The organism is Alteromonas sp. ABM1_013, from assembly GCF_056160505.1.
The window spans coordinates 341,400-367,990 of record NZ_JBSWXH010000001.1 but is presented as its reverse complement, the minus strand read 5'-3'; the positions used below and the strand labels follow the sequence as shown (position 1 = coordinate 367,990).

The following is a 26,591-nucleotide window of genomic DNA, read 5'->3' as shown; positions in this document are numbered from 1 at the left end:
GGATAGTGCTTATTCAGTGAATAACCATGAAATCGTACGGCAACGCCGAAACGATTTCATCACATAAATTTGGCTTATTTATTCACCAAGTAATCGACGCTGGCGCACCAATACATCTTCACGAATAGGGAAATAGCCATCTCTTAACACCTGCTGCTGCCCTTCCTGTGACAAGATATAGCGCAAAAACTCCCGTTCTAAAGTAGGTAAAGGCTCGCCGGGCTTTTTATTTATCACTAAATAAAGAAAACGGGCAAAGGGGTAGGTTTCGTTGCGCACAGTGTCAATAGAAAGAGGGATTAAGCTATCTAGCGATTCACCTAGTGGCAGAGCGCGAACCCCGGCGGTTTTGTAACCGTAAGCGGCATAGCCAATAGCGCCAGTTCCACTAGCAACAGATAACACCACCGATGCAGAGCCAGGTTGTTCATTAACCGTATTTTTAAAGTCCCCATCACACAGCGCCATCACTTTAAACAAGCCATAAGTACCCGATACTGAATTCCGGCCGTACAGCCTGATGGGAGAACGGTAGCCTATATCGTTAACGCCGAGTTGAGACCAATTGGTTATGGCGGTATTGCTGCCACAAAACTGGGTTTCAGAAAATACGGCATCTACTTGCTCTAACGTCATACCTGGAAGTGGGTTTCGTCTGTCCACAAAGATTGCGATGGCATCCATCGCAACTTTTAAAACAGTGGGTGGGTAACCATGAACTCGCGTGAAGTCGCGTATTTCACTGGGTTTTAATTCTCGGCTCATGGGGCCTATGGTGGCAGTACCTTCAATAAGTGCCGGCGGAGCGGTAGATGAACCAGATGCCTGAATTTGAAAGCCGACCTGAGGGTAGAGGGTTTTGAATTCCTGTGACCAAAAGGTCATTAAGTTTGCCAGCGTGTCTGAGCCCACTGAGGATATTTTCCCTGCAACACCGGGCTTGCGTTCATAGGCGGGCACTTGATAAGTGCTTGGAACAGAAGAAGAGCTTTGCATAAGCTGAGTGCTGGCGAGTAATTTAAGTGGCATCAACAAGCTTATTACCAACAATAAGCTCATGAAACTATGGCATAGCCCATTCACTATGTTATGACGTTTGCTCACCAAGGTTTACTGCCTCTTAAGATTACAGCTGCTCTGCAATTAACTCGTTATCCAACACGAAGGAGAAGTTACTGCCCTCGCCCAACGTACTGGTTATCTCTAATCGAGAATTATGATGACTTAGCACGTGTTTTACAATGGACAACCCCAAGCCTGAACCACCGGTTTTACGGGAACGGGCTTTATCCACACGGTAAAAGCGTTCTGTTAAGCGATTAAGATGGTTCTGTTCAATGCCCTCACCGTTGTCTACAACAGAAAACTGCGCGCCACTCGTACCGCGGCGCCAATATACGTTTATCTCGCCACCAGCGGGGGTGTAATGAACGGCATTAAACACCAAATTAGAACAGGCACTGCGTAGTTCGGTTTCCACACCAAAGACATATAGCTCTTTGTCAATATGGAAGTTTATCGTGTGATTTTTTTCTTTATTCAGCGCTTGAGCTTCTCGTTCCACTTGCGCGAGGACCACGGGTATATTAACGGTATTTTCATAAATACGTTCCGAACTTGCTTCAATGCGCGATAGCACTAATAAGTCTTCAATTAAGTTTTGCATACGCTGGGTTTGCGATGTCATTTCTTTCATCGCTTTGTGCATAAACGGGTCTGACGCTTCATCAACCGGAAGAATTTCTAAGTACCCATTTATAACCGTGAGCGGCGTGCGAAGCTCGTGAGATACGTTCGCCACAAAGTCTTTGCGCATTTCTTCAAGCTGAGATACACGCGTTATATCACGAGCAATCAGCAGAAGGTGCTCGTCGCCATAGGGCATTATCCGATATTCGAAAGTTTTATTGGGGTTCGTTGGCGACGGTACTTCAATAGGGTATTTGTAATTACCAGCATGAAAGTACTGAATAAATTCAGGGTGGCGTAATAAGTTGTCTATGCGCCGGCCTGAGTCTTGAGGCCATTTCAACCCAAGATCTAAACGTGCAAGACGGTTACACCAGATAATACATGCCTTTGAGTCAACCACTACCGCTGCATCTGGTAAGGCTTCAGACCCCTCTCTAAAGCGTTTTACTAACTCGCCAAGCTCTTTACGCTTGTTGCGATTTCGACGCTGAAGGTAATAGATACCTTCATAAATATGCTCCCATACACCTCGCACGGTAGGAGGAGACATTTTGCGACTATGCCACAGCCAGCGATTCAGCTTATAAAGGTGCCAATAGTTAAACAGCAGTAACAAAGTCGCACCTATGGCGACAGCGAATAACATATCATCCAGGTACCACCCGACCAGCGCAAAAACCACAAGGAATAGCACTAAGCGCAATGTACTTCTCAACCAAGAGAAAGGGTAATACATGAAATAGCTCGCGTTGTTGAAAGTGGAAATAGGCGCACGCTAAGGTGGCGCATAGAAGTGAAAGGAATGGCGTCATACCAATCCCTAAACACTACATCTTACTAAAGCTTAGTAGAAAAACGATAACCCGCACCGCGTACGGTTTGGATCATAGCATCATGTCCGTGGCGAGAGATAGCTTTGCGCAAGCGTCGGATGTGTACATCTACTGTTCTGTCTTCCACGTATACATTGGTGCCCCACACGTTATCAAGTAGCAGTTCTCGGCTGTATACTCGCTCTGGATGAGTCATGAAAAAGTGCAATAGCTTGAACTCTGTGGGCCCCATATCTAATGGCTCTTCATTGGCCATAACGCGATGCGACACAGGTTCAAGTTTAAGCCCGTTAAACTCAATCGGCTCTTCATTTGATGTAGGCGTGACTCTGCGCATTACCGCTTTAATTCTTGCCACTAGTTCCTTTGGCGAGAAGGGTTTAGTCACGTAATCGTCAGCACCTGCATCTAGGCCGCGAATTTTATCTTCTTCTTCACCACGGGCCGTAAGCATGATAACGGGAATGTCACGAGTAAACTCGTGTTGCTTTAAACTTTTAGCCAGTTGTACACCGCTTCCACCCGGTAGCATCCAATCCAGTAGAATCAAATCTGGGTAAGGCTCGCAAATTTTTTCTTGCGCGATGTCGAAATCTTCGGCTTCAATAATATTAAAACCAGATTGCTCAAGTACGAACTTAAGCATCTCACGGATAGGCGCTTCGTCCTCAACCACCAACACTGTACGAGACATCGTAATATTCCTGCTCATTTATAAACGCCGTTATTATTAATGTGGTCTGTGACAGTTTTATTAAAACGATTACATTAATGTGTCAAGTTTAATACGGTTTTAAAACACGCTTCGTCCAAAGTTTATACATACAATCTTGTTTATTCATACAATTGCGCATATTCTTGAATTGTCAAAAATATCTACATGTATGTAATTCAAAATGGTGCTTTCACCACAAGTGGGAGAATCATGCAAAGTCCGAAGTAACAGGGGTGTGTTTTTCTATGGCTGCGGTCAAGACAGGGTTATCAAGGAAGCTCTTAGCAAGGGTATTATCGGTATACTTTGCGCTCACACTTATTGTGACAGTAGGACAAATTTTCACAGAATATCTCAGCACCAAAAATCACGTTGAAAGCGAGCTTCAAACGTTAAAAAACACCTTTTCTTCTAGTCTTACTCGCGCGCTATGGGAGCTTAACAATGATCAAGTCCGAGCCATCGCTGAAGGGTTAATGTCGCTCCCAATAGTTGAAGGTCTGCAAGTTCGTGGTGAAAACGGTAACTACATTGCGGAGTACGGCATTCGGGTCCAGCGCTCTCCCGCGCCTGTCGACCAAGAGCTGATAGAGGATCATCCCGGAGGCGTTTTTAGCTATAGCTTCCCGCTTGTTTTCAAATTCTCTGGCCGTGAATCTACCGTCGGCGATGTTACTTTATACTCAAGCTTCGACACTATATTTAGCCGTATTGAAGTAGGTGTTTTTTTTCTTATCGGCAACGCGATAGTGAAGACAACCTTCCTTGTTTTCTTATTTATGACAGCCTTTCGCACCATGCTCTCTGAACCCTTACAGTCCATCACTGAGCAAATGGGCAATTTCAACCCTCAGCACCCGGAAGAGAGTAAGTTCAACATCAAGCTGGATGATGATAACGAGCTATTGCAGCTTAAAGAATCGTACAACAATGTTATTGATGACCTTATCGCTTCAAATAATAAGTTGAATAATGCGCAAAGCGAGCTAACGCTTGCCAATAAAAAGTTAGATGATCAAAACCTCATTTTAGAACAGGAAGTGGCTAAGAAAACCGCGTCTTTGTCGCAAATCATGCTTGATTTAGAGCAGCAAAAAGACGAGCTTATCGCCCACCAACGAGAGCTGCGCCAGGAAAACGAAAATCGCCAGTATATAGAGGCAGAGCTTCGCAAACGTAACCAAGAACTAGCCAGTTCTATGGATACCCTTCACCAAGCGCAAGAGCAATTAGTAGAATCCGAACGCATGGCCTCACTTGGCGGCCTTGTTGCCGGTATTGCACACGACGTAAACACCCCGTTAGGGGTGAGCGTAACCGCAGCCAGTTTTCTGCAAGAGCGACTAAACAACCTGAAGACTGATTTTGAAGATAAAAGCCTAACCAGTAAAAATATGGCAAGCTTTATTGACGAAGCCGAGCAAACTGCGCTTTTACTCTTAAGTAACTTAGAGCGCGCCTCAGATCTTATCGCCAGCTTTAAGCAAGTAGCTGTTGATCAAACCAGTGAAACCGAACGCGAGTTTGTATTAGGCGATTACATCAACGAGATCATCCAGTCCCTAAAGCCGAGTTTCAAGCAAACCGAACATCAAATTAGCGTAATCTGCCCGGACAATTTAGTAGTAACCTGTGCCCCCGGCGCTATTGCACAGATTGTGACAAATATGGTCGTTAACTCGCTTATGCATGGCTTTGAAGGCAAAACCGCTGGCACGGTAACCCTCGATGTAAAAGAAGAAGGTGATAATGTTGTTCTTTACTATAAGGATGACGGCAGGGGCTTAAGTGAAGAAGAATTAAGTCAATTGTTTGATGCTTTCTTTACTACTAAACGAGGCCAAGGTGGCAGCGGTCTGGGCACACACATTATGTATAACCTGGTGACGCAGTCACTGCATGGCCATATTGAAGCCGACAGTACACTCGGCAACGGCTTACAATACACCATTCGTTTTCCCAAAAAGAGTGTGTAATCCTTTTTACTATTTTCAATTTTGGGCGCGTACTGCAAGCGCCCTTTTATGTATCTAACAACCCTTTATTCAATTGCACCGCAAGTCTTACGTTGGTACGCTTGCGCCCTATTTTTATTAAGAGAATGCTTACACTATGTGGTTTAAAAATGTAAAAGCCTATCAAATTACTCAGCCGTTATCGCTAGACGAGGGTGATTTAGAGCGAGTCTTAAACGAACATGCTTTTCGCCCGTGCGGCAGCCAAGATTTGGCAACCATGGGGTTTGCCTCTCCGTTTTCTCAGGCTGGTAAGCAAGGCACCATGTTTCATGTTGTTCAACAGCGTTTTTGGATAACGCTAAAGAAACAAGAAAAGATTTTGCCCGGTGCTGTGGTCAATGCCGAGCTTGACGAGATGGTAGCTAAAATTGAAATGGAAACCGGTTCGCCAGTTGGCAAAAAAGCCAAAGCCGACCTTAAGCAAGAAATTCAGACACGCTTGCTGCCACAGGCCTTTACCAAAAACACCTACACCCACGGTTTTATTTCCCTTGCCGACAACTTGGTAGTGGTTGATGCGTCGTCTGACGGCAAAGCCGAAGCCTTTTTGGCCATGGTAAGAAAGGCCATAGGTTCACTTCCAGTAGTGCCGTTTACGCGTAGAAGCCTTCAAAGCGAACTTACGCATTGGGTTACCGAGTCAACACCGGAAGGTGTAGGGCTACTTGAAGAAGCTGAGCTTAAATCTACCGACGACACGGGCAGTGTTATTCGCTGTAAGAACCAGCCGCTTGATAGCGAAGAAATCAGTATTCACCTAGATGCCGGTAAGCTGGTTCAAAAAGTCGCGTTTGAATATGCAGAAACCCTAACGGCTATTATGTGTGAAGATGGCGCCATTAAGCGTATTAAGTTCACCGACCGCATTAAAGAAGAAACTGACGACGTACCAAAGGATCAGGTAGAAGCTCGCCTTGATGCAGAGTTTGCGCTAATGTCAGCAGAGATTTGTACGCTGCTGAACTTCCTTCGCGGTGCGCTTAATCTTAACGACGATAGTTTATAAGCGAACGGTAAGTAAATAATAAGCAAATGATAAAGGTAGCTTAGCGCTATCGAAAAGCCTAATTACCTAAGGGTCGTTAGGCTTTTTATTAGGGCCTGTTAATTAAGTTGCATGTTTGAACTGGCAACCGTCTCGAAGCGCAAATACTTCGTAGCTTTTTTAGCCCTTTTCCTAGCCTTTGCAAGAAAGTTGTCCAACCGCTTTAGGTGTAAGTTGGATAGTGAATTACCACCACAAAGCGCGTCTCTCCGGCTTCGTCTCGATAACCGTGGGGCTGGTCTGCACGCAATATACATTGCTTCTGAGCCTGATAGGTTTTCCACTGTCCATCTTGCAAAACCCCTAACTCTCCTTGTAGTACGTGAATATGTTCGGTGACACCAATTTGGTGGGCCGAGGAGTGCTGCTCATGCAAGTCTGTTAAGCATAGTTCGAACATTTCAAACTGGGTAGCTGAGTTAAACGGAAATAGCGTTTTTATGGTTACGTTTGGGTCGTTAGCGAACTTGTTATCGGCGTGTTGAGACGAAGGTGCTGTTTCGTCACCAGATAAGAAAGAAGAAAATGAACACGCAAGACCTGTAGCTATCTTCCACAGGGTAGCGATGGTTGGGCTAGACTCACCTCGTTCTATTTGCCCAAGCATAGCTTTCGATACCCCCGTCAACTTCGCTGTTTTATCAAGCGAAAGCCCCCTTGCTTTGCGAACAGACTGCAGGTGCTGTGCAATGCTCCTTGAAATAGCAGAAGGCTGCCCATTTGCTTTTGTCATGTAATGAAGGCCTTTTATTTTGTCGCTGATGTTAATAAAGCAGTTGTGCGCTATAACGCACAAGTGTTAAGTTACCCATTGTACGTTATAGCGCACGAAAAGGTAGAGTAGCACATTCGAAAGACGCTAAAAGCGTATTTTTATCGCTCAATCGTTTCCAATCGAAATTCCATCACGAGGGTTTTCATGAATAAATGGAAGTTAAGTCATATCAGCGCAGGGCTAACCGCCGTTACGGTAGGTTACAGTAGTTCTGTTGTCATTATCATTGATGTTGCGCGCAAAGCCGGCGCTAGCGATGACATGGTAATAAGTTGGTTATTCGCGCTTGGTCTAGGAATGGGCATTACCTGTATTGTGTTTTCGTGGCTATCCAAACTGCCCGTTGTTACCGCTTGGTCTACCCCTGGTGCGGCTTTTTTATTAACCAGTATCGGCGACTATAGTTTAAGTGAAGCCATTGGTGCATTTATAATATGCGCAATGCTTTCACTGATAACAGCGCAAAGTCGGACTTTACTTAAACAAATTAGTCGCATTCCACCAGCCATTTCATCTGCACTTTTAGCCGGTATTCTTCTGCCTATATGCCTTGCTATATTTACCGATGTTAATGAAGCGCCGCACCTAGTCGCGTTATTTATTTCCGCTTACCTAATAGGAAGCCGACTATTCCCCCGCTATCTGATGCTGTTGTTGCTGGTTATGTCGGTGGGCATTAGTTTGTTTATGGGTAGTACCAGCGGTATTGTCGCTTTACCAAGTACCTCATCAGGACTGCCATCAATAATTACTCTGCCCGAGCCGATTTGGGTAACGCCCACTTTCTCTCTCAGCGCCGCCATTGGCTTAGCCTTTCCTCTTTTTCTTATCACCACGCTTTCTCAAAACTTGCCCGGCATAGCTATTCATCACGCCCACGGCTATGCGCCCGACCATAAGCCTATCTTATCAGGCATTGCCGTTATACAAGGTCTATTAGCACCGTTTGGTGGCTTTACTTTTAACCTAGCCGCTATCACAGCAGCACTGTGCATGGGTGAGCAGGCGGATAGTGAAAAATCACAGCGCTATAGAGCTGCCATAGCGGCCGGCGTAGCGTATTTGTTTATGGGACTTTTAGCGTCTGTGGTCGTTGCGTTATTTGTTAGCATGCCCAGTATCATTATTCATCTACTTGCAGGGCTCGCACTTTTAGCTACGCTTCAAGGGGCGGTGGTTCGCGCGATGGAAGTAGAACATCACAGAGCCCCAGCACTGCTCACCATGCTGTGTACGGCGTCAGGCTTTAGCTTATTTTCTATGACTTCAGCGGTGTGGGGATTGGGTCTAGGTTTACTATTGCTGTTTGTTCAAAAGAAACCTGCTAACGCATAGTGTTGCTTATTATGCGCTGTACGTGTAGCTAACCTATATAACAAAAAGGCCGATACGTTTTGAGGTTTCACTTCTGTATCGGCCTAACACTACGGTGTAGATCTGAGGGGTAGCTTAAAAGCTTAACTGCTATAAGAAAATTTGCTTCGCGGCACTTGTGAGCTCTTCGAACTCATCTGAGTGAAGCTCGCCCATATCTTCGACCACACCACGCTGAATAGCTAGGTTTAGCATGGCGTCTTTTTGACTACCTGCCGCTCCCGAGACTGCCGCACCTACGCGAACAAAGTCAATATAGCTTAGCTCATCAGGAAGATAGCTTAAGTCTTTCCAGTTTTTCGCTACATTTACGAAGCTTTCACCAAAGCCCCATTCTCTCATTATGCTTGCACCAATGCGCCCCGCTAGTTTATCGATTGCCACTTCAAGGAAAGAAGGGTTCGCAAAAACTTCAGGGTGGCGCTCAGCTTCGGTCAAAATAGGCAGTACACCAATATTATGTACCAATGCAGCTAAAGTCATAGTATCCATGCTCATTTCCCGCTTTTTAGTGCGGGCTATATAAAGCTGCAATACCGCCATTGCACTGGCAACTATGTTTACCGTATTCGCCCATTCCTGTTGCAAATAACGAGCAACTACATCATTTTTAGATACAAACAGCTGCTCCATTGCTAGTGCGGTAGAGATATTCTTAATTTGTCGCAAACCAATACGGGTTACCGCCTGACTGATAGAGGTTACTTTAACACTGCGCCCCATATAAGCACTGTTTGCAATTTTGATCATTCTTGCACTAAGTGATGGGTCTTGTCCGATTACCTCGCCCATAGCATTAAGGTTAATGTCAGGGTCATCTGCTGCTTTACGGACTTTTAATGCGATAGCAGGAAGTGTAGGAAGGACCAGTGTGTCGTTGTTTATCTTTTCAACCAAGATGGTTGAAAGCGCGTTCTGTGTAGACATATTTCTACCCTTAGAAAGTTCCAAATTGCCTTGATAAGGCGATAGTTTGCGTTACCCGTTATCCACATAGCTAACATCAATCCTGATGCGCCAAATAAATCGAGTATTTGTGCGTTGCATTCCCTGCGCTTATTCACATAGGCCTCTATGTTTCACGCTAAAATACAAACCGTTTATTGTTTTATTATGGTATTTCTATCACCATACTATAGTAGCTCTTTAGTTTCGACCAACTAAAAAAGACAGGCTTAGTGCGAATGTTTAACGACCGCAGAAGCACAAGAGCTTAATCAAAGTATAGACAACAAGCGGCAAACCACTATTGATATTAAGCAAATAATTTTCATACTTTTGTATAAAATCAAAAGCATAGCTATAGTGAGTTACGCAAACACCTCCCCACATACTTAAATCAATGCGGGAAAACGACACGGTAAACCTTATGATTAAAAAAACGACTTCAACTTATTCGCCTATTGCTGCTGCAGTAGCAGGGCTATTTATGCTGACCGCCTGCAGCAAAAGCGCCGATACAACGCAAACTCAAACGGCAAAGCCTGAAACCGATACAGCGCAAACCTTACTTGTAGACGAGTCCCGCTTGTCTATTTATCACGGTGTAGACCTTACCAGCGATTTATCACACCTTAATGACAACCAGCATAAAATGCTTTCGCTTTTAATAGATGCGTCGAAAATTATGGACGACCTGTTTTGGAAGCAGGCATTTTTTGAAGATAAGGATGCTTTCCTTTCCTCGATAAGCGACGAAAAGGTACGTCACTTTGCAGCGATTAACTATGGTCCTTGGGATCGCCTAAATGGCGACACGCCATTTATTAGCGGCTATGAAGATAAGGCCCTAGGCGCTGAGTTTTACCCTCACGACATGGAAAAGGAAGAGTTTGCTACGGCAGATTTTAACGACAAGCAAGGCTTGTATTCTATGGTGAAGCGCGATGAAGCCGGTAACCTTTATTCTGTGCCTTACTCTGAAGCATTTAAAAGCGAATTGATGAAAGCATCTGACCTACTAAAAAAAGCGTCAGAGCTAGCTGAAGACGAAAGCTTCAAGCAATACCTGCAACTGCGTTCTGAGGCATTGTTGTCTAATGACTATCTTGCGTCTGATATGGCCTGGATGGATATGAAGACTAATCCTGTTGAGCTGGTTATCGGCCCTATTGAAAGCTATGAAGACCAATTGTTTGGCTATCGCGCTGCGTTTGAAGCCTACGTGCTTATTAAAGATTTAGCATGGAGTGAAAAGCTGGCGAAGTACGCGGCTTTCCTACCTGAGCTTCAGAAAGGCCTTCCTGTTGCTGATGCTTACAAAGCTGAGATGCCAGGTTCTGATGCAGATCTAAACGCTTACGATGTTATTTATTATGCAGGCCACTCTAATGCTGGTAGTAAGACCATTGCGATTAACTTGCCCAATGACGAGCGCGTACAGTTAGAAAAGGGAACTCGCCGCCTGCAGCTTAAAAACGCAATGCGCGCTAAGTTCGATACTATTTTGGTACCTATTGCAGACACGCTAATTGTGCCAGAGCAACGTGAGCACATTACGTTCGACGCCTTTTTCGCGAACACCATGTTTCACGAAGTGGCTCACGGCCTTGGTATTAAAAACACCCTAGACGGTTCGGGTACCGTGCGCGGCGCACTTAAAGAGCATGCCTCAGCTCTTGAAGAAGGCAAAGCGGATATTCTAGGTTTGTACATGGTACAAAGCTTATTGGAAAAAGGTGAAATTACTGAAGGTACACTTGAAGACTACTACGTGACCTTCATGGCTGGCATTTTCCGTTCTGTGCGTTTCGGCGCAAGCTCTGCACACGGAAAAGCGAACATGATTCGTTTTAACTTTTTTGCACAGCAAGGTGCGTTTGAGAAAACAGAAAACGGCATGTATCGCGTAAATATGGAGAAGATGGGCGCCGCAGTAGAAGCTCTTTCTGAATTGATCCTTACCCTTCAAGGTGACGGCGATTATGACGGTGTCGCAAAACTTGTAGAAACTATGGGTGTGATCAAGCCTGACCTTGCGTCAGATTTAGCGCGCTTAGAAGCAGCCAGCATCCCGGTTGATATTCACTTTAATCAAGGTAAGAAAGTGCTGGGGCTTGCTGAATAAGTCAATCGATTTCACTTATTTACCTCATTTATCTGCAGCGTAAATAAAAATGCCGCCCTTTGAATAAAGGGCGGCATTTTTTATCTTTAAGCGCAAACGTTACTCTACGTGTTGCTTCATATTCTCAGTATACGGAGGCCAGCCTAGCGGTTTACCTGCCAATACATGAAGGTGAATGTGATATACGGTTTGCCCACCGTATTCGTTACAATTCATGACAGTACGATAGCCTTGGTCTGCAAACCCTTGCTCCTTGGCAATTTTTGCAGCTACATATGACAAGTGCCCCACTACTTCGCGGTCTTCTTCAGCAATATCGTTTACCGTGGCAATTTGCTTTTTCGGGATAACCAGAAAATGAGTCGGGGCCTGAGGGTTTATATCTTTAAACGCCAGCGCGAGTTCGTCTTCGTACAAAATCTCTGCTGGAATTTCCTTGCTGATAATTTTATCAAAAATTGTTTCTGCCATGTCTCACATTCCTTTTTAATCAGGTGTTTAACTATTGCGTTAGCGATCGATGATGGTTCTCTCGTCAACGCAATAACAAATTCTAAACTACAGTGTTTTTACTCGGCTTGATGCCTTATTTTATGCAAAAACAAACCATAGAAGTATTACGCCTAACGCTAAGCGATAGATAACAAAAGGCAGCATGCCTATACGGGATATCCAGCTTAGGAATAAATAAATACAAAGGTAGGCACTTACGAATGAAAATGCTGCGCCATACAGCAATGCATACCAGTCCACAGCTTCATTTGCTTTAAGCAAATCTAAGGTGGCTAGCAACCCTGCACCTAAGATGACAGGTATAGACAGTAAGAAAGAAAAGCGTGCACAGGCTTCGCGTTTTAATCCTAGCATCAAGCCAGCAGTCATCGTTATACCCGAACGAGATGTCCCCGGAATCAACGCTAACACCTGGGCTAAGCCGATATAAATGGCTTGTTTTAGCGTTAGGCCTTCAAGTTCTTGTTCCCGCTTTGCTGTCGAGTCGGCATACCATAAAAGCAAACCGAAAATGATGGTAGTACCTGCGATCACCAATGCTGTACGTGCATTGTCTTCTATCCAGCTTTTCATCAAAAAGCCAATGATGACCGCAGGAATAGTCGCCACAATAACGTACCACGCCAGTTTACTGTCGGTAGATTGCTGCTTGCTGAAGCCTTGAGTCACCCATGCTACTGTCATCTGCCCTATTTCTTGACGAAAATAGATCATAACTGCAAGAAGACTTCCCACATGTACTGCTACGTCAAACGCCAAACCTTGGCTTACCCAACCGAAAAGCTCAGCGGGTAGCAGCAAGTGCCCAGAACTACTGATTGGAAGAAATTCAGTAACGCCCTGAATAATTGCTAAAATAATGATTTCGAAAAGTGTCATTCCTTTGCTTAACTCCAAGTAAAGTCAATTGGCCATAATTGCTGTTTCTGTTTATCAAAGTTTTGCCACATTTGGGCATAGGTTTCTTGCGTTTCAGGGTGAATGTCGTCGGGAACAAGTTCAGCTAACGGCCAAAGCACAAACGCGTTGTAACAAATCTCTTCGCGAGGCAAAACCACAGGGGATGTGGTTACCTTACTATCATAGGTAAGCAAGTCGAGATCAAGGGTTCTAGCGCAGAATTTTTTGTCGGTATGCACTCTTCCATTGTCTTTCTCAATTGCCTTTAGTATTGCACACACCTCTTCAACATTTTTTGATGTTGTCGCCCGTGCGACAGCATTATAAAAAGGGCTGCCGTTGAAGCCTACAGCTTCGCTTTCATAAACAGAAGACACTGAAACTTCTGAGAAGTGCTGTTTTAGGGCAACCAAAGACTGCCTAGTGTAATGTTCGCGCTCAATATTAGAACCAATGCTGATTAAAATGGTATGTTCAGGCATTAGTTGCGCTCTTTTCGCATTTCAACGGCAACAGTTTGCGCATTAGGAAGAATATTAGGTTTAACAATTTTAAGCGTTATTGTTGAAACCGAGAAGTGAGCAAGCACGGTGTCCATAACCTTGCTTCCGAAAGCCTCAAGTAGTTCGAACGTACTCTCTTTACCTACTTCCACGATGCACTCGGCTACTTTTGCATAGTCTACCGTATCAGCAACATCATCACTTTGCATCGCCGCGCTTAAGTCAACATCAAGTGTTACATCGAGAAGTAGCTGGGTGGTTCTTACTCGCTCCCAGTCATAAACACCAATCAGGGTGTCTACTTCAAGCCCTGTTATATAAATTTTTCCCATGGAATTTTTCATCTTGTCTGTTATCAACCCAGTTTATTGCCTTACTTTCCGGCTTCAATACTGGTCTTACTACTGCGCTTTCAACCACATATTGCTGGTAAACGGTGGTATATCGCGTTTGGATGGAGTAGCTTTACGCTTGTGTGGCACAACTATACCGCTGTATGACAACTGGGGGCAACCAAGGTTTTGTAATTTAATAGGGCATAAGTCTTTAACCTCCTACAAGAGAAGTAAAACCCGACAGAAGGTAGTGCTTCTAAAACGCTTTTGATAATTAGAATGAAAAAATGATTTCGCTAACGCTTTTAATGGCTGCTGTTGCCTACCTCTTCGGTTCACTATCAAGTGCAGTGGTTATAAGCCAATTATTTGGTTTACCCGACCCAAGGACCGCTGGCTCTAAAAACCCTGGTGCAACCAATGTGTACCGCTTAGGTGGTCGTATTCCTGCGCTACTTGTACTTGTTATGGATATTTTGAAAGGCACTATTCCCGTTTACGGCAGCTACTTTTTGGGTATAGAGCCAATAATGCTGGGCATAATTGCTATCTTTGCCTGTTTAGGCCATATATTTCCGCTTTATTTCGGTTTCAAAGGCGGTAAAGCCGTCGCTACCGCTTTTGGTGCCATGCTGCCGATTGGGCTCGATTTAGCCGGATTGCTTATTCTAAGTTGGGTAGTAGTGGTTTTTCTTACCGGCTATTCTTCGCTAGGTGCGCTCATTGCGGTGTCGCTTGCGCCGCTTTTCACATTTTTAATCAAGCCTTTGTATACTGTGCCGGTAGCAATGCTTTCGCTGCTTATTATTTTACGCCATAAAGACAACATTGCCCGCCTGTTAGCAGGCAATGAAAGTAAGGTGTGGGATAAAGGCAAAGTTAAAGAGTAAGTGCCTGCTGCAGCACATCCAGCTTGCCGTCTATGGGCGTAACAGGCGTAATACCCAATATTTTAGCCAGCGCTGGATATACTTCTAAGTTGCTAAATGTTGGTATAGTGGTATTCGTTTTAAACGCAGGCCCCACTGCAACGAAGGTCGCCCCCATATCAGGTAACGTATTTACGTAGCCATGCCCACCTTTGCTAACATGCGTACTGTTAGCGTTTTTGAAACGCGCTGGCGGCGCAATTTCCATAATAATATCGCCGGTTCTATTTCCTACTTCCATGTGACGCTTAGCCCGCTGGGTATCATTAAGTACAATGTAGCGATTTTCGGCTAGATGTGTCAGACGTTCTATTTCGTCGGTGATTTGTTTATCAGACACACCTTCTCTGGCATACAAGTGTACTTGGGCCCCTTCGTTTTCAATAATAAAGCTATCAGGAATGGATAAAGACTCAACCTCTATAAGCTGGCTTTCATCAATAGGCGTCATACCGTGGTCAGACACCACTACAAGATTCACGGGCAAATCTAATGCATTAATACGCTTATAAAGTTGACCGATAAGCGCATCCACTTCCTGCACTGCATCATTGGTTTTATCGGCAAAAGGGCCTTCATCGTGTCCTACCGAATCGGTAAGCGAAAAATAGCTCGCGATAAAACGAGGGCGCGATACCTCGGGCAATTTTAGCCAGTTGATGATCTGATCAATACGCATCTGGTAGTCAGCATATTTTGAATAATGATAGAAATAAGTCGGAGAAGCACCCGATATGCGTGCGTCAGACTCTGGCCAGAAGAAGGTTGCAGCCTTCATCCCGTGGTATTCCACTAAATTCCATAGCGGTGTTGCCGTGATCCAGGTGCTATCCATTTTGCCATAGCCTAACTGATATTTTGCATAACCGTCTTTTGTAGGGCGTGATTTATCATAAAAGCGGTTATTCACAATACCGTGGTGTTTAGGAAGCAGCCCTGTGATCAACGAAATATGGTTGGGAAACGTATTCGACGGATAAACAGGGGTCATTGATGACGCCCTTACGCCTTGCTTTGCAATGGCGCCAAGGTTCTCGGCGTTGTGTAACTCGATATAGTCGTGGCGAAAACCGTCAAGAGAAATTAACACGACATACTGATCTTGCTGATTATTTGGCTGTTGCTTTTGTTTTAACTCTTTTGCTGATTCATTTGAAGGAATCTTACTTGAGGCAAGTGCATTAGGCGTGGTGAGCGCTGCAAAGAAAATCAAAATAAATAACGACGGCGCTAAAAATAATAGCGATGCATTTTGTTTTGTTTTATTTGTTGCTAGGCGCATATTTTTTATGTCCTTTCTTCAATATTTGCCGTGGTAAAACAAAAGGCAATGGGACGAGCTCCCATTGCCTTTACTTTTTGTTTGTCTATTTTGCCTGCTTGTTAGGCTTGATACCTGCCTTTTGCACATCTTATGTATACATAGATAAGCAGTATCAATTTCACAACATCATTTAAAACCCCGTCGGCGTTTTTAAATTGCTGATAAGGTATCAAGAGGCCATCGCGGTTTGGCTTGTGACGATAACGCCAAGGTTTCGCCTGCTTTTAGACGCTGCATTCCCGCATAGGCAATCATGGCACCATTGTCAGTACAATACGCTAAGCTAGGGTAAAACACCTCACCTTTTAGCTCTTGCATCAGGGCTTTCATCTTACTGCGCAGCATCGTATTTGCACTTACGCCGCCAGCAATAACCAAACGCTTCATACCCGTCTGCTTTAATGCTCGCTTACATTTAATGATAAGCGTATCCACTACGGCTTCTTGAAACGCGTAGGCAATATTCGCTTTAATTTGCTCAGCATCATCACCGGTTAAATCAGCATCGCGAATGGTGTTTGCAGCAAAGGTCTTTAAGCCGCTAAAACTGAAGTCTAAGCCTGGTCGGTCGGTCATTGGACGTGGGAATTTGTAGTGTCCCTCTTCGCCCTTTTCGGCCAATTTTGCTAAGAGAGGGCCGCCAGGATAATCAAGACCAAGTAACTTGGCGGTTTTATCAAAGGCTTCACCAGCGGCATCATCGATAGACTCGCCAAGTACTTCATACTGACCAATGCCTTCTACTTTAACCAACATCGAGTGACCGCCCGACACTAACAGCGCAACAAAAGGAAATTCTGGGGCATCGTCTTCAAGCATAGGCGCTAGCAAATGCCCCTCCATATGATGAACACCTACTGAAGGTACGTTCCACGCATAGGCCAATGAGCGCCCTACTGACGAACCTACTAATAACGCCCCTACTAAACCCGGGCCTTGAGTAAAGGCAACGCCGTCGATATCTGATGGCTGGGTATTCGCATCTTCCATGGCTTTTTCAATTAAAGGAATGATCTTTCTTACGTGATCCCGTGAAGCAAGCTCAGGCACCACACCGCCATAATCAGCGTGCAGCTTTACTTGGCTGTATAGTTCGTGTGACAACAAGCCTTTTTCATCGTCATAAACGGCGATGCCAGTTTCGTCACAAGATGTTTCTATTCCTAAAATACGCATGGGGAGCAACCCTTTTACTACTAACTTCAATGCCTAGTTTCTGAATTTGCTGTCATCTTTTTATCACAACAAGTGTCCACACAATTGTTGTGAGTCAAGATAACTAAGCGAATACCAAAAACTGAGAAAATAATTCTGGCGATCTGTGGCGATCATCTTTATGATCCCGCCGCGATCATAACACTACCCTAGTCAGGATCGTTTGCTTTCTACTTTTGATCACAAAAATATATCAGAAGAAACATGAGCAAAAAGCATTCTGAAAAGGGCGCTTATACAAGCCGCGTTAAACAACACGGTGCTTAACGAGCGCAGAGTTTACCTTTTATCCTGCATTCATGGAATGCCAGTGAACAGGTAAATGAACGGTAAATGCACAATATTGGCTATTTTTTGGCAATTCATCCTTTACTTTCTCTGTAGATATGATTAGAATTTCGCACCATTTTTAACCCGGGTGGCCTTTTTAGCGCACAATTTTACCCGGATTTACACAGTAAAAGTTTTGAGGTGAGTGTTTAATGCCTATCGTTAAAGTTAGAGAAAACGAGCCGTTTGATGTGGCGCTGCGTCGTTTTAAGCGTTCTTGTGAAAAAGCAGGTGTTCTTTCTGAAGTTCGTCGTCGTGAATTCTTCGAAAAGCCAACTTGGGAACGCAAGCGCAAGAAAGCTGCCGCTAAAAAGCGTCATCTTAAGAAGCTAGCTCGTGAAAACGCACGTCGCGTAAAACTCTACTAATATAGGGTTAAGTAACGAGTCTGAAAGGTGTTGCAATTGCAGCACCTTTCGCGTTTCTGGGCCTCTATTTTTTTGGCCGTATTCTTAACGACTCCATTTTTCCTTTTTAAATGGTTGCATTTGATTTTCAACTTGGGGCTTAATAATACCATTCCGCATAGATCATTATCTTCTGAGTGGGCAATGCTCTATGCGGATTGGTACAAGCAATCTACTAATAAAAATCAGGAAGCATCATGGCACTAATTGATGATTTAAAAGCAGCGCAAAAAGATGCGATGCGTGCAAAAGAAAAAGTACGTCTTGGTACTATTCGTATGGCTATGGCTGCCATTAAGCAAAAAGAAATCGATGAACAAATTACGCTAGACGATAGCGCAATCTTAGCGGTATTGACCAAAATGGTTAAACAGCGTCAAGACGCGGCAGCGCAATACGACGCCGCCAATCGAGAAGACCTAGCGAGCAAAGAGCGTGAAGAAATCACTTATATTGAAGATTTCTTGCCACAGCCTTTGACTGACGATGAACTCAATACCCTTATCGACGAGACCATGGCTGCGACTGGCGCGTCAGGTATGCAAGATATGGGTAAAGTCATGGGTGCATTGAAGCCTAAAGTTCAGGGCCGCACCGACATGGGCGCTTTGAGTGCAAAAATTAAGGCGCGTTTGAACGCTTAAGTACTGCCCACGTGTAACAGTGAATCGCGCAGAAGGTGGGCATTGTCTCACCTTCGTTATTCTCATTTAACCACTTCCCTGTTACAGTACTTCACCGTTTTCATGATGTTGTAGCCTGTCGTTTAAAGCGCAGCTAAGACTATGCTTTTCTGTTTATTTTTGAACTCATTCTTTTTTAACTAACTCTTTTTTTAACTAACTTTTGTTGAAAGTACCCTCATGGCTGGAAAGATACCTCGCGATTTTATAGATGACCTGCTGTCACGTACCGATGTGGTAGAAGTGGTAGATAGCCGAGTCAAACTCAAAAAAGCAGGTAAGAATTACCAGGCGTGCTGCCCTTTTCATAACGAAAAGTCCCCCTCTTTTACTGTTAGTCAAGATAAGCAGTTCTATCACTGTTTCGGATGCGGCGCTCACGGTAATGCTATCTCATTTATTATGGAATTCGACCGCTTAGAATTTGTCGAGGCGATTGAAGAGCTAGCCCGTTATCACGGGCTTGAAGTACCTCGAGAAAAAGGCAGCCGGCCTGCCATGAGCGAAGAGAAAAAGCAGCAACAGCAAGACGACTATGCAGTAATGGAACAAGTCACACGCTTTTTCCAGCATCAGTTGCGCCAAAACGGTAATAGTAAAAAAGCCATCGACTATTTAAAGAACCGTGGGCTCAGTGGTGATATCGTCAAGCAGTGGGAAATTGGCTATGCCCCTGACAGCTGGGACGCACTGCTAAATACCTTTGGTAAAGATCCCCAACGCATCAAGCAGTTGGTCGATTTAAAACTGGTCAATAAAAACGACCAAGGACGTACCTACGACTTCTTCCGCGACCGCATCATGTTTCCAATTAGGGATAAACGGGGTCGCGTGGTCGGCTTTGGCGGTCGAGTATTAGATGACGGCGGTCCTAAATACTTAAACTCACCAGAAACTCGCATTTTTCATAAAGGCAGCGAGCTTTTTGGGTTTTATTCAGCGCGCCAGAACAATCGCACTTTAGATACGGTTGTCGTTGTTGAAGGCTACATGGATGTAGTGGCATTGAGTCAGTTCGACATTAATATTGCTACCGCTGCCTTGGGTACGGCCACCACACCTGAACACATTCAAATGCTTGTTCGCGCTACTTCGCACATTGTGTGCTGTTATGATGGTGACCGCGCTGGGCGTGAAGCTGCATGGCGCGCGCTAGAGAACGCCTTACCGGCGTTAAAAGACGGCGTGCGTATATCTTTTTTATTCTTACCCGATGGCGAAGACCCAGATACCATGGTGCGTCAGGTGGGCAAAGATGCGTTTATGGAAATGCTCGATAACGCGACGCCTTTGTCTCGTTTCTTTTTTGAGAACTTGTTAAAAACTCACAACGTGGGTACGCCAGAAGGTAAGATTGCCCTTAAAAAAGCGGCAATGCCACTGATTGAAAGCACCTTAGGTGATGACCAAAAGCAAATGTTGCTGGAAGAGTTAGCCAAGCACACCGGTGAGTTCGATCGATTTAAACTTCAACAAGATATTAACAAAGCGAATCAAGGTTCAAAGCAAGCTTACTCCCCTAATCGCAACCAGGTAAACAAACCTAAACTATCGCCACTTCGCATGCTGATACGCTTACTGCTTGATAAGCCAGAGTTAGCCGCACATTGCGAAGATGTGCAGATAGATATATTCGCCGGTAGCAATGCTGCCGGTATGGATTTATTGCGCGATATTCACAGCTATTGTGTCAATCACCCTCACGCAAAAACTGCGCAGCTTGTTGAAAATTTCCGCGACCATCCCCATTCTTCTACTATCGCGAAATTATTGTTGCAAGAACACTTAGTCAAAGATGAGGATGCTGAGCGTGTATATAACGACAGCTTCGCTCGCTTACTAGACGGGCATTTCGATAGCCGCATTGAAACCTTAATTTCACGCTCGCGGGTTCAACCGCTGACTCAAGCGGAAAAACAGGAATTGAACCTGCTTATGAGGGAAAGACAGAAGAGTTAACCCAGGGGAAAATGAACTTTGGGTTGGTCTGTTTTTGCGTAGTAAGCTTTACGTTTAGCTCGCCTTCGCCTTGCAGTTATGCACTATGCAAGTAGTAAAGGCGGAAATGTAAAAAGCATTGACTAAAAAATCGGCCGTCAATCTGGTAAAACCAACGCTTATTCTGCTATACTGGCTAATTCGCTGCGGGCATGTTTGAACATGGTTCACGCTTTTTATGTGAACAAAAATGCAGCAACACGAGTAGCAAAGATATAGCCGAACATAACGGGCAGAACCGAACCCGAGCAGATGTGCATCGTAAATATATTGGTTTACACCAGCGTGGCATCTAGCATTAACGGCCTTGATACAAATGCAGTACTACAGCAGAACAGGGAACATACCTAGGCGTATGTTGTCTTTTCTATTGCAAACTAATTGAATGTGAGAAGTGTAGGTTATATGGCGCAAAGCAAGCAGTCTCAGATTAAACTCCTGATTGCAAAAGGTAAAGAGCAAGGTTACTTAACCTTTGCAGAAGTAAACGACCACCTGCCGCAAGATATTGTCGATTCTGATCAAATCGAAGACATAATCCGCATGATTAATGACATGGGAATTCAAGTTTCTGAATCAGCTCCTGATGCAGATGAACTTCTCATGCAAGAAGCGAATGCTGATGAAGATGCTGCAGAAGCGGCAGCTCAAGCACTTGCTACTGTAGAAAGTGAAATTGGCCGTACGACTGACCCAGTTCGCATGTATATGCGTGAAATGGGTACCGTTGAACTTCTTACACGCGAAGGCGAAATTGAAATCGCTAAGCGTATTGAAGACGGTATTAACCAAGTACAGTGCTCGGTTGCTGAATATCCAGAAGCGATCACTTACCTGTTAGATCAGTGGGATTTATACGAAGCCGAAGAAATTCGCCTAAGTGACATTATCTCGGGCTTTGTTGATCCTAACGATGATCAAGATCTCGCGCCAACTGCAACGCACGTAGGCTCTGAGTTATCTGAAGAAGAGTTAGATGACGAAGATGGCGATGATGATGATGACGACGACGAAGATGAAGACGATAGCGGCGTAGACCCAGAGCTAGCGCGCGAACGTTTCGCAGAACTTCGTGAACAGTACATCAAAACTCGTGATGTTATCGAGAAGAAGGGTCGTTCACATGCCGATTCTCGTACACAAATCAACGCACTAAGCGACGTATTTAAAGAGTTCCGTCTAGTTCCTAAGCAATTTGATCGCATGGTTAAAAACATGCGTGCAATGATGGACAAAGTACGTATCCAAGAACGTCTTGTAATGAAGTTCTGTGTTGTTAATGCAAAAATGCCTAAGAAAGACTTTATTAAAGCTTTCGCGGGTAACGAAACGTCTACTGCGTGGTTACACGAAGCAGTTAAATCAGGTGCGCCTTATGCAGCTGAACTTGCAGTTAACCAAGAAGAGATTGAGCGCTGCATTAGCAAGATGAATCAAGTTGAGCAAGAAACTGGCTTGGTTATCGCTGATATTAAAGATATTAACCGTCGCATGTCGATTGGTGAAGCGAAAGCGCGTCGTGCGAAAAAAGAGATGGTTGAAGCTAACCTTCGTCTTGTTATTTCAATTGCGAAGAAGTACACCAACCGCGGTCTTCAGTTCCTTGACCTTATCCAAGAAGGTAATATTGGTCTAATGAAGGCGGTAGATAAGTTCGAATACCGTCGTGGTTATAAGTTCTCAACTTACGCTACATGGTGGATTCGTCAGGCGATTACTCGTTCAATTGCTGACCAGGCGCGTACTATTCGTATTCCTGTGCACATGATTGAGACGATTAACAAGCTAAACCGTATCTCTCGTCAAATGCTTCAGGAGATGGGACGTGAACCTACGCCTGAAGAATTGTCAGAGCGCATGCTAATGCCTGAAGACAAGATTCGTAAGGTACTTAAGATTGCTAAAGAGCCAATCTCGATGGAAACACCTATCGGCGATGATGAAGATTCACATCTTGGCGACTTTATCGAGGACAGCACTATTATTCAGCCCCTCGATTCAGCAACTGGCGGTAGCTTAAAAGGCGCAACACAAGAAGTACTAGCAGGCCTAACGGCTCGAGAAGCGAAAGTACTACGTATGCGTTTCGGTATCGACATGAATACCGACCACACGCTTGAAGAAGTAGGTAAGCAGTTTGACGTTACCCGTGAGCGTATTCGTCAGATTGAAGCTAAAGCACTTCGCAAACTTCGCCACCCTAGTCGTTCTGAGCAGCTACGCAGCTTCTTAGACGAATAGAAAAGCATTGCTTTGTTTATAAATCCCCGGCCTTGGCTGGGGATTTTTTTGTCTTAACTTCCCGAAGTTCTCTCCATAAAAAGCTGCAACTCGTTGTTTCAATATTTTGCTGCACACATAAAAAAGCCCCGTCAGGAGGCTTTCAATACGCTTTAGAAAGGTTAGTTAGAGCTTACACTCTAAACTGCTTAGCGATTGATTCAAGGTGCTGCGCAAGGTCAGCAAGCTCATTACACATAGTCCCAAGTTCGCCTGAACGGCTTGCAGTTTGCTCTGTTCGCTCATGAATTTCATCCACGTGACGTACAATATCGACCGCAACAGTGCGCTGGTCTTCCGTATTGTGAGCAATCTGTTCATTCATTTGGTTGATGCGACCGATAGTACTGGTAATGGTCTCTAAGCTGCTGCCCGCTTTATTGGCGGTTTCAACGCTATTTGTGGCTTGTTCGGTACCACGCGCCATTACTTCAACTGCTGAATGCGCTGCGCTTTGAAGCTGCTCTATTGTGCTTTGAATCTCTTCTGTAGATTGCTGCGTGCGCGACGCTAGCGTTCTAACTTCGTCAGCGACTACTGCAAAGCCTCGCCCTTGCTCACCGGCCCTTGCAGCCTCGATAGCCGCGTTAAGTGCAAGCAGGTTGGTTTGTTCCGCTATGCCCTTGATTACATCTAGCACTGAACCGACTTTGTTTGAGTCAGATTCTAAGCGCCCAATAACATCAGCTGTCTCACGTACGTTTTCAGCAAGCTGCTGAATGCTAGTTACGGTTTGCTGCACAATTTGACGACCTTCGCTCGCCGCTGTGGTAGCTTCATTGGCATCGCTTGCCGCTTGCGCTGCACTGTGTGCTACACCATCTACAGAGCCGCTCATGGTATCTACTGCACTCTTAGCATTAGTTGCAGACTTTTGCTGTACATCAATAGTACGCTGAGTTTCTTCTGTAACGCCGCGTAGGTTTTGCGCTAAGTTCGATAGCGGTAAACTCGCCTCAACCACATCACGCACTACGCCTTGTAGCTTATCCATAAATTGATTGAACCAGTAAACCAGCTCACCAATTTCGTCTTCACTTTTCGTATCAATACGTACCGTTAGGTCGCCATTTTCTTGCGCAATATCTTTAAGAGAGCGAACAACATCATCAATACTCTGCTTTATACCGCGAACAATAGGTACTGCGGTTGCAAACAATAAAATGGTTACAACAATAGCTAAAATAACGCCCGTACTAATAAGCGATGTATTTGCGCTATCTGTGTTTTCAAAGGCTTTCTCGAATGCAGCTTGCTGTGCATCACGAAATTGTGACATAGCGGCAATAGCCCCATCGTAAGACTGATTCATTTGAGCAGACAGTTCACCTAGGCGACTAAAGTCAGCTGTGCCGTCTACCATGGATTGTGAAACTTCGTAGGCGACGTCAAAGTATTCGTCGAAACCTGAGGATATACGCGAGATATCTGAACGAAACTCCGGGCTGATATTCGCGATTTGATTAAGCCCTTTCTTCGCTTCTTCTGCCAATTCTTGCGCCACAGTAAGGGTATCTTGATCACCTGTTGTTACTGCACTTGCTAGGGTGTCACGCACTTTTTGCATGTCGACCAGTGTCGATGCCGATAGCTGTAATGCTGGGAACTGAACTTTCTGTACTTTTTCTAGCGTTGCGCCATTATTGAGCGCGGTGTAGATAGTGATAAGCAAATAAATAATAAAACTTAGCGCTGCGATCCCCGGTATAAGGAAGATCTTAGTCGCAATTGGCATTTTCTTTAGAAAGTTCATCAACTATCCCACTATTTTTTATGATCGTGCAACTGCCTTTCACTTAACTTTTCAAAAAGCGCTGCACTTTGTTTGGTCTACCTAATTTATCTACCTATTAGTAAAAAACTTTAACGAAATTATGGCCTCGCAGAAGTACAAGGCCATAAATAGGTAGTTAGAACGTATAATTTACGCCAACTTTAAGTAGTGTTGCATCATTCAGATCATTTAGATCGTCTGAGTACCAAGTTACATCGGTTTTAAGTGCAAAGCCTGGCTCCACGTCGTAGCGTAGGCCCACAGTAACTGCCGATACATCTAGCTCTTGTTGAGCTGCAATGCCAGCAGCACCTTGATAGATAGAAGCCCAAGTCGCATCAGTAACTGCGTCTCCAGTAGAGATAGTTGATGGAAGTGCTGCTACAAGGCCAAGCTGATTAGCGTTATCCGCTTCTTCTACTTCATATGTGATGTGCGGCGTAAACTTACCGAAGCGCATGCCTGCAGTTACGTACCACGCTTTATTGTCAGCGATAACAGAACCATCAACTTCTGTCTGAGTAAATTCTGCACCTACAAACCAATCATATTTGTCGATATCAACCGCTACTTCAAAGAAGGTTCCCGTGTCGTCATTAACGCTGAAACCTTCAGCTGAAGTGGCTGCAGTTGGAATAACCGCGCCAAACGCAGACATGCCATCTATAAACGTATCAAAATCTTCGTTTGCAGCGCTAGTCGAACCACGTGCAAATAATGTACGAGCACTGAACCAGTCACGCGTTGCTTCAAAAGAAACAGCCACTACATTCTTTAATTCTAGCGCCGCAGGCGTACCTGAAATGGTCGTGTCAGCCTCTACACGACCCATGGTAAGCTGAGCGCCATACTCCCAATCACCAGAGTAATTCATATAGTCAATACGTACGCCATCGATGTTGTTAAAGTCGATACCGTAAACAGCGTCAGGTGGCGTTAGCCAGTGATAAGAATAACCAATATCAAGTGATGCAGAATATTTGAAAAGAGGCATACGTAGGCGACCGGCACTGATGTTGACGTTGTTGTTCAACATGTAAGTCATGTAAGCCCACTCGAAATCTGCGTCGTAGTCTTCACTTCCGCGGCCAACTAGCTGTGCAGTTGCAGAAAGTTTATCGCTAACGTCACCGCGCACCTGTAGACCAAAGACGCTGGCTGGGTCGAAGTTAAAATCACTGTCGTAGCCGTATACTGACTCGTCATCATCTAGCGTCATTCCGCCAATAAGGTTTGCAAAGCCGTTAATTTGAATGTCGGCAAGTGCTGGAGTAGCTAAAAGGCCAGCAATAGATAAGATAGCTAATTTGGTTTTCATGCGTGTTCCTTAAATTCTTTGTATTAACGGTAGGTTAGAAGGTAGCGACAACACGTACGCTATCGTTTACCGCGCCAGCGTCGACATAGCCAATAGCGCCTGGGTTACTTGCAACTGCAGATATAACGTCTGCGTCACTACCTAACGCTTCAGGAGGTTGACCTTTACCCGTAAAAACAAGTTTTGACCAAAACGCAGTAAGTTGAGCTGCAGTTTTGTTTAAGACCTTGCCGTTGAATTCGTCTGTAGCAGATTGACCTTCAGCTAACGCAACAGGCTCTGCTTTTGTACCGCTAGGGAATGCTTTGGCCTTGTTTAAGAAAAGACGGCTTATACTATCTTTATCTAGTGAATCGCCATTGCTAGGATGCACGATGACTGCTACATCAGCAATCGCCACGTTACAGCACAGTCCGGCTGCAAGTATCCATTTTTTCATCATATGTCCTCTGGAGTCTTTTTGGATGCTAGCCCATCGCTCTTCACTTTCTTTGAAGGCGCTAAAAACGACATTTGCGTGTTAGAGCGATATGAAGCAAACAGGTGCTTGTGTGTCCAAACAT

At 44.7% G+C, this 26,591-nt stretch carries 23 protein-coding genes; 9 read left to right on the top strand and 14 right to left on the bottom strand.

The window, feature by feature from the left end:
- Nucleotides 1-78: 78 nt before the first annotated feature.
- From ACXAGK_RS01595 to phoB, 3 genes are all read right to left on the bottom strand, one after another.
- The gene (locus ACXAGK_RS01595) at nt 79-996 is read right to left on the bottom strand and encodes a PstS family phosphate ABC transporter substrate-binding protein (protein WP_474854465.1); all 918 of its coding nucleotides are present in this window, start codon (nt 994-996) and stop codon (nt 79-81) included.
- A 130-nt stretch (nt 997-1,126) separates the two neighbouring features.
- Nucleotides 1,127-2,428: a phosphate regulon sensor histidine kinase PhoR gene (gene phoR / locus ACXAGK_RS01590; RefSeq protein ID WP_474808694.1), complete on the bottom strand. Its 1,302-nt coding sequence runs from the start codon at nt 2,426-2,428 to the stop codon at nt 1,127-1,129.
- A gap of 101 nt (nt 2,429-2,529) precedes the next feature.
- Nucleotides 2,530-3,219: a phosphate regulon transcriptional regulator PhoB gene (phoB, locus tag ACXAGK_RS01585; protein WP_118490259.1), complete on the bottom strand. Its 690-nt coding sequence runs from the start codon at nt 3,217-3,219 to the stop codon at nt 2,530-2,532.
- Nucleotides 3,220-3,485: 266 nt separating this feature from the next.
- Between phoB and ACXAGK_RS01580 the strand changes: the two genes are divergently transcribed.
- Both ACXAGK_RS01580 and rdgC read left to right on the top strand, forming a co-directional pair.
- A complete protein-coding gene (locus tag ACXAGK_RS01580; protein WP_474853651.1) occupies nt 3,486-5,216 on the top strand; it encodes a sensor histidine kinase in 1,731 nt (576 codons plus the stop codon).
- A gap of 136 nt (nt 5,217-5,352) precedes the next feature.
- Nucleotides 5,353-6,264 carry a recombination-associated protein RdgC gene (gene rdgC, locus ACXAGK_RS01575; RefSeq protein ID WP_025256534.1) on the top strand — a complete coding sequence of 304 codons (912 nt, stop codon included), beginning with the start codon at nt 5,353-5,355 and terminating at the stop codon, nt 6,262-6,264.
- A 202-nt stretch (nt 6,265-6,466) separates the two neighbouring features.
- Here the strand turns inward: rdgC and ACXAGK_RS01570 are convergent, their stop codons facing one another.
- Nucleotides 6,467-7,036, bottom strand: coding sequence for a helix-turn-helix domain-containing protein (locus tag ACXAGK_RS01570; protein ID WP_474853649.1), 570 nt, complete (start codon nt 7,034-7,036; stop codon nt 6,467-6,469).
- A 186-nt stretch (nt 7,037-7,222) separates the two neighbouring features.
- On the opposite strand from ACXAGK_RS01570, the gene ACXAGK_RS01565 reads away from it, so the two are divergent.
- On the top strand, nt 7,223-8,413 hold the full coding sequence (locus ACXAGK_RS01565) for a benzoate/H(+) symporter BenE family transporter (protein WP_474853647.1): 1,191 nt from the start codon (nt 7,223-7,225) through the stop codon (nt 8,411-8,413).
- A gap of 129 nt (nt 8,414-8,542) precedes the next feature.
- Here the strand turns inward: ACXAGK_RS01565 and ACXAGK_RS01560 are convergent, their stop codons facing one another.
- The gene (locus ACXAGK_RS01560) at nt 8,543-9,379 is read right to left on the bottom strand and encodes an HDOD domain-containing protein (RefSeq protein ID WP_474808704.1); all 837 of its coding nucleotides are present in this window, start codon (nt 9,377-9,379) and stop codon (nt 8,543-8,545) included.
- Nucleotides 9,380-9,824: 445 nt separating this feature from the next.
- On the opposite strand from ACXAGK_RS01560, the gene ACXAGK_RS01555 reads away from it, so the two are divergent.
- Nucleotides 9,825-11,519, top strand: a complete 1,695-nt coding sequence (locus tag ACXAGK_RS01555; RefSeq protein WP_474854463.1) for a dipeptidyl-peptidase 3 family protein — start codon at nt 9,825-9,827, stop codon at nt 11,517-11,519.
- Nucleotides 11,520-11,618: 99 nt separating this feature from the next.
- Here the strand turns inward: ACXAGK_RS01555 and ACXAGK_RS01550 are convergent, their stop codons facing one another.
- The 4 genes from ACXAGK_RS01550 to folB all read right to left on the bottom strand — a co-directional run bounded on the left by ACXAGK_RS01550 (nt 11,619) and on the right by folB (nt 13,767).
- A complete protein-coding gene (locus ACXAGK_RS01550) occupies nt 11,619-11,990 on the bottom strand; it encodes a histidine triad nucleotide-binding protein (protein ID WP_179982381.1) in 372 nt (123 codons plus the stop codon).
- A 120-nt stretch (nt 11,991-12,110) separates the two neighbouring features.
- Entirely contained in the window at nt 12,111-12,911 is an 801-nt protein-coding gene (locus ACXAGK_RS01545) for an undecaprenyl-diphosphate phosphatase (RefSeq protein ID WP_474808706.1), read from the bottom strand.
- Between the two features lie 8 nt (nt 12,912-12,919).
- Nucleotides 12,920-13,414 carry a 2-amino-4-hydroxy-6-hydroxymethyldihydropteridine diphosphokinase gene (folK, locus tag ACXAGK_RS01540; protein ID WP_474853644.1) on the bottom strand — a complete coding sequence of 165 codons (495 nt, stop codon included), beginning with the start codon at nt 13,412-13,414 and terminating at the stop codon, nt 12,920-12,922.
- On the bottom strand, nt 13,414-13,767 hold the full coding sequence (gene folB, locus ACXAGK_RS01535; RefSeq protein WP_179982379.1) for a dihydroneopterin aldolase: 354 nt from the start codon (nt 13,765-13,767) through the stop codon (nt 13,414-13,416). Before folB ends, folK begins: the two co-directional genes overlap by 1 nt.
- Before the next feature lie 290 nt (nt 13,768-14,057).
- Between folB and plsY the strand changes: the two genes are divergently transcribed.
- Nucleotides 14,058-14,660: a glycerol-3-phosphate 1-O-acyltransferase PlsY gene (gene plsY, locus ACXAGK_RS01530; protein WP_474853642.1), complete on the top strand. Its 603-nt coding sequence runs from the start codon at nt 14,058-14,060 to the stop codon at nt 14,658-14,660.
- Here plsY and ACXAGK_RS01525 read toward each other — a convergent pair.
- Together ACXAGK_RS01525 and tsaD are read right to left on the bottom strand one after the other, a co-directional pair.
- Nucleotides 14,650-15,981, bottom strand: a complete 1,332-nt coding sequence (locus tag ACXAGK_RS01525; RefSeq protein ID WP_474853640.1) for an alkaline phosphatase family protein — start codon at nt 15,979-15,981, stop codon at nt 14,650-14,652. The two genes, plsY and ACXAGK_RS01525, sit on opposite strands and share 11 nt — an antisense overlap.
- Before the next feature lie 192 nt (nt 15,982-16,173).
- The gene (gene tsaD, locus ACXAGK_RS01520) at nt 16,174-17,199 is read right to left on the bottom strand and encodes a tRNA (adenosine(37)-N6)-threonylcarbamoyltransferase complex transferase subunit TsaD (protein ID WP_474854461.1); all 1,026 of its coding nucleotides are present in this window, start codon (nt 17,197-17,199) and stop codon (nt 16,174-16,176) included.
- Between the two features lie 521 nt (nt 17,200-17,720).
- Here tsaD and rpsU point away from each other — a divergent pair.
- The 4 genes from rpsU to rpoD all read left to right on the top strand — a co-directional run bounded on the left by rpsU (nt 17,721) and on the right by rpoD (nt 22,897).
- Nucleotides 17,721-17,936: a 30S ribosomal protein S21 gene (gene rpsU / locus ACXAGK_RS01515; RefSeq protein ID WP_012517258.1), complete on the top strand. Its 216-nt coding sequence runs from the start codon at nt 17,721-17,723 to the stop codon at nt 17,934-17,936.
- 236 nt (nt 17,937-18,172) lie between these two features.
- The gene (locus ACXAGK_RS01510) at nt 18,173-18,619 is read left to right on the top strand and encodes a GatB/YqeY domain-containing protein (RefSeq protein ID WP_474853638.1); all 447 of its coding nucleotides are present in this window, start codon (nt 18,173-18,175) and stop codon (nt 18,617-18,619) included.
- Between the two features lie 219 nt (nt 18,620-18,838).
- Nucleotides 18,839-20,617: a DNA primase gene (dnaG, locus tag ACXAGK_RS01505; protein ID WP_474853636.1), complete on the top strand. Its 1,779-nt coding sequence runs from the start codon at nt 18,839-18,841 to the stop codon at nt 20,615-20,617.
- Between the two features lie 444 nt (nt 20,618-21,061).
- Complete coding sequence (gene rpoD / locus ACXAGK_RS01500) at nt 21,062-22,897, top strand: RNA polymerase sigma factor RpoD (protein ID WP_474808715.1); 1,836 nt, start codon at nt 21,062-21,064, stop codon at nt 22,895-22,897.
- A gap of 172 nt (nt 22,898-23,069) precedes the next feature.
- Here the strand turns inward: rpoD and ACXAGK_RS01495 are convergent, their stop codons facing one another.
- From ACXAGK_RS01495 to ACXAGK_RS01485, 3 genes are all read right to left on the bottom strand, one after another.
- Nucleotides 23,070-24,689, bottom strand: coding sequence for a methyl-accepting chemotaxis protein (locus tag ACXAGK_RS01495; RefSeq protein ID WP_474808717.1), 1,620 nt, complete (start codon nt 24,687-24,689; stop codon nt 23,070-23,072).
- A 157-nt stretch (nt 24,690-24,846) separates the two neighbouring features.
- The gene (locus ACXAGK_RS01490) at nt 24,847-26,028 is read right to left on the bottom strand and encodes a topoisomerase IV (RefSeq protein ID WP_474853634.1); all 1,182 of its coding nucleotides are present in this window, start codon (nt 26,026-26,028) and stop codon (nt 24,847-24,849) included.
- A gap of 34 nt (nt 26,029-26,062) precedes the next feature.
- Complete coding sequence (locus ACXAGK_RS01485; RefSeq protein WP_474808720.1) at nt 26,063-26,467, bottom strand: type 2 periplasmic-binding domain-containing protein; 405 nt, start codon at nt 26,465-26,467, stop codon at nt 26,063-26,065.
- Between the last annotated feature and the right edge of the window lie 124 nt (nt 26,468-26,591).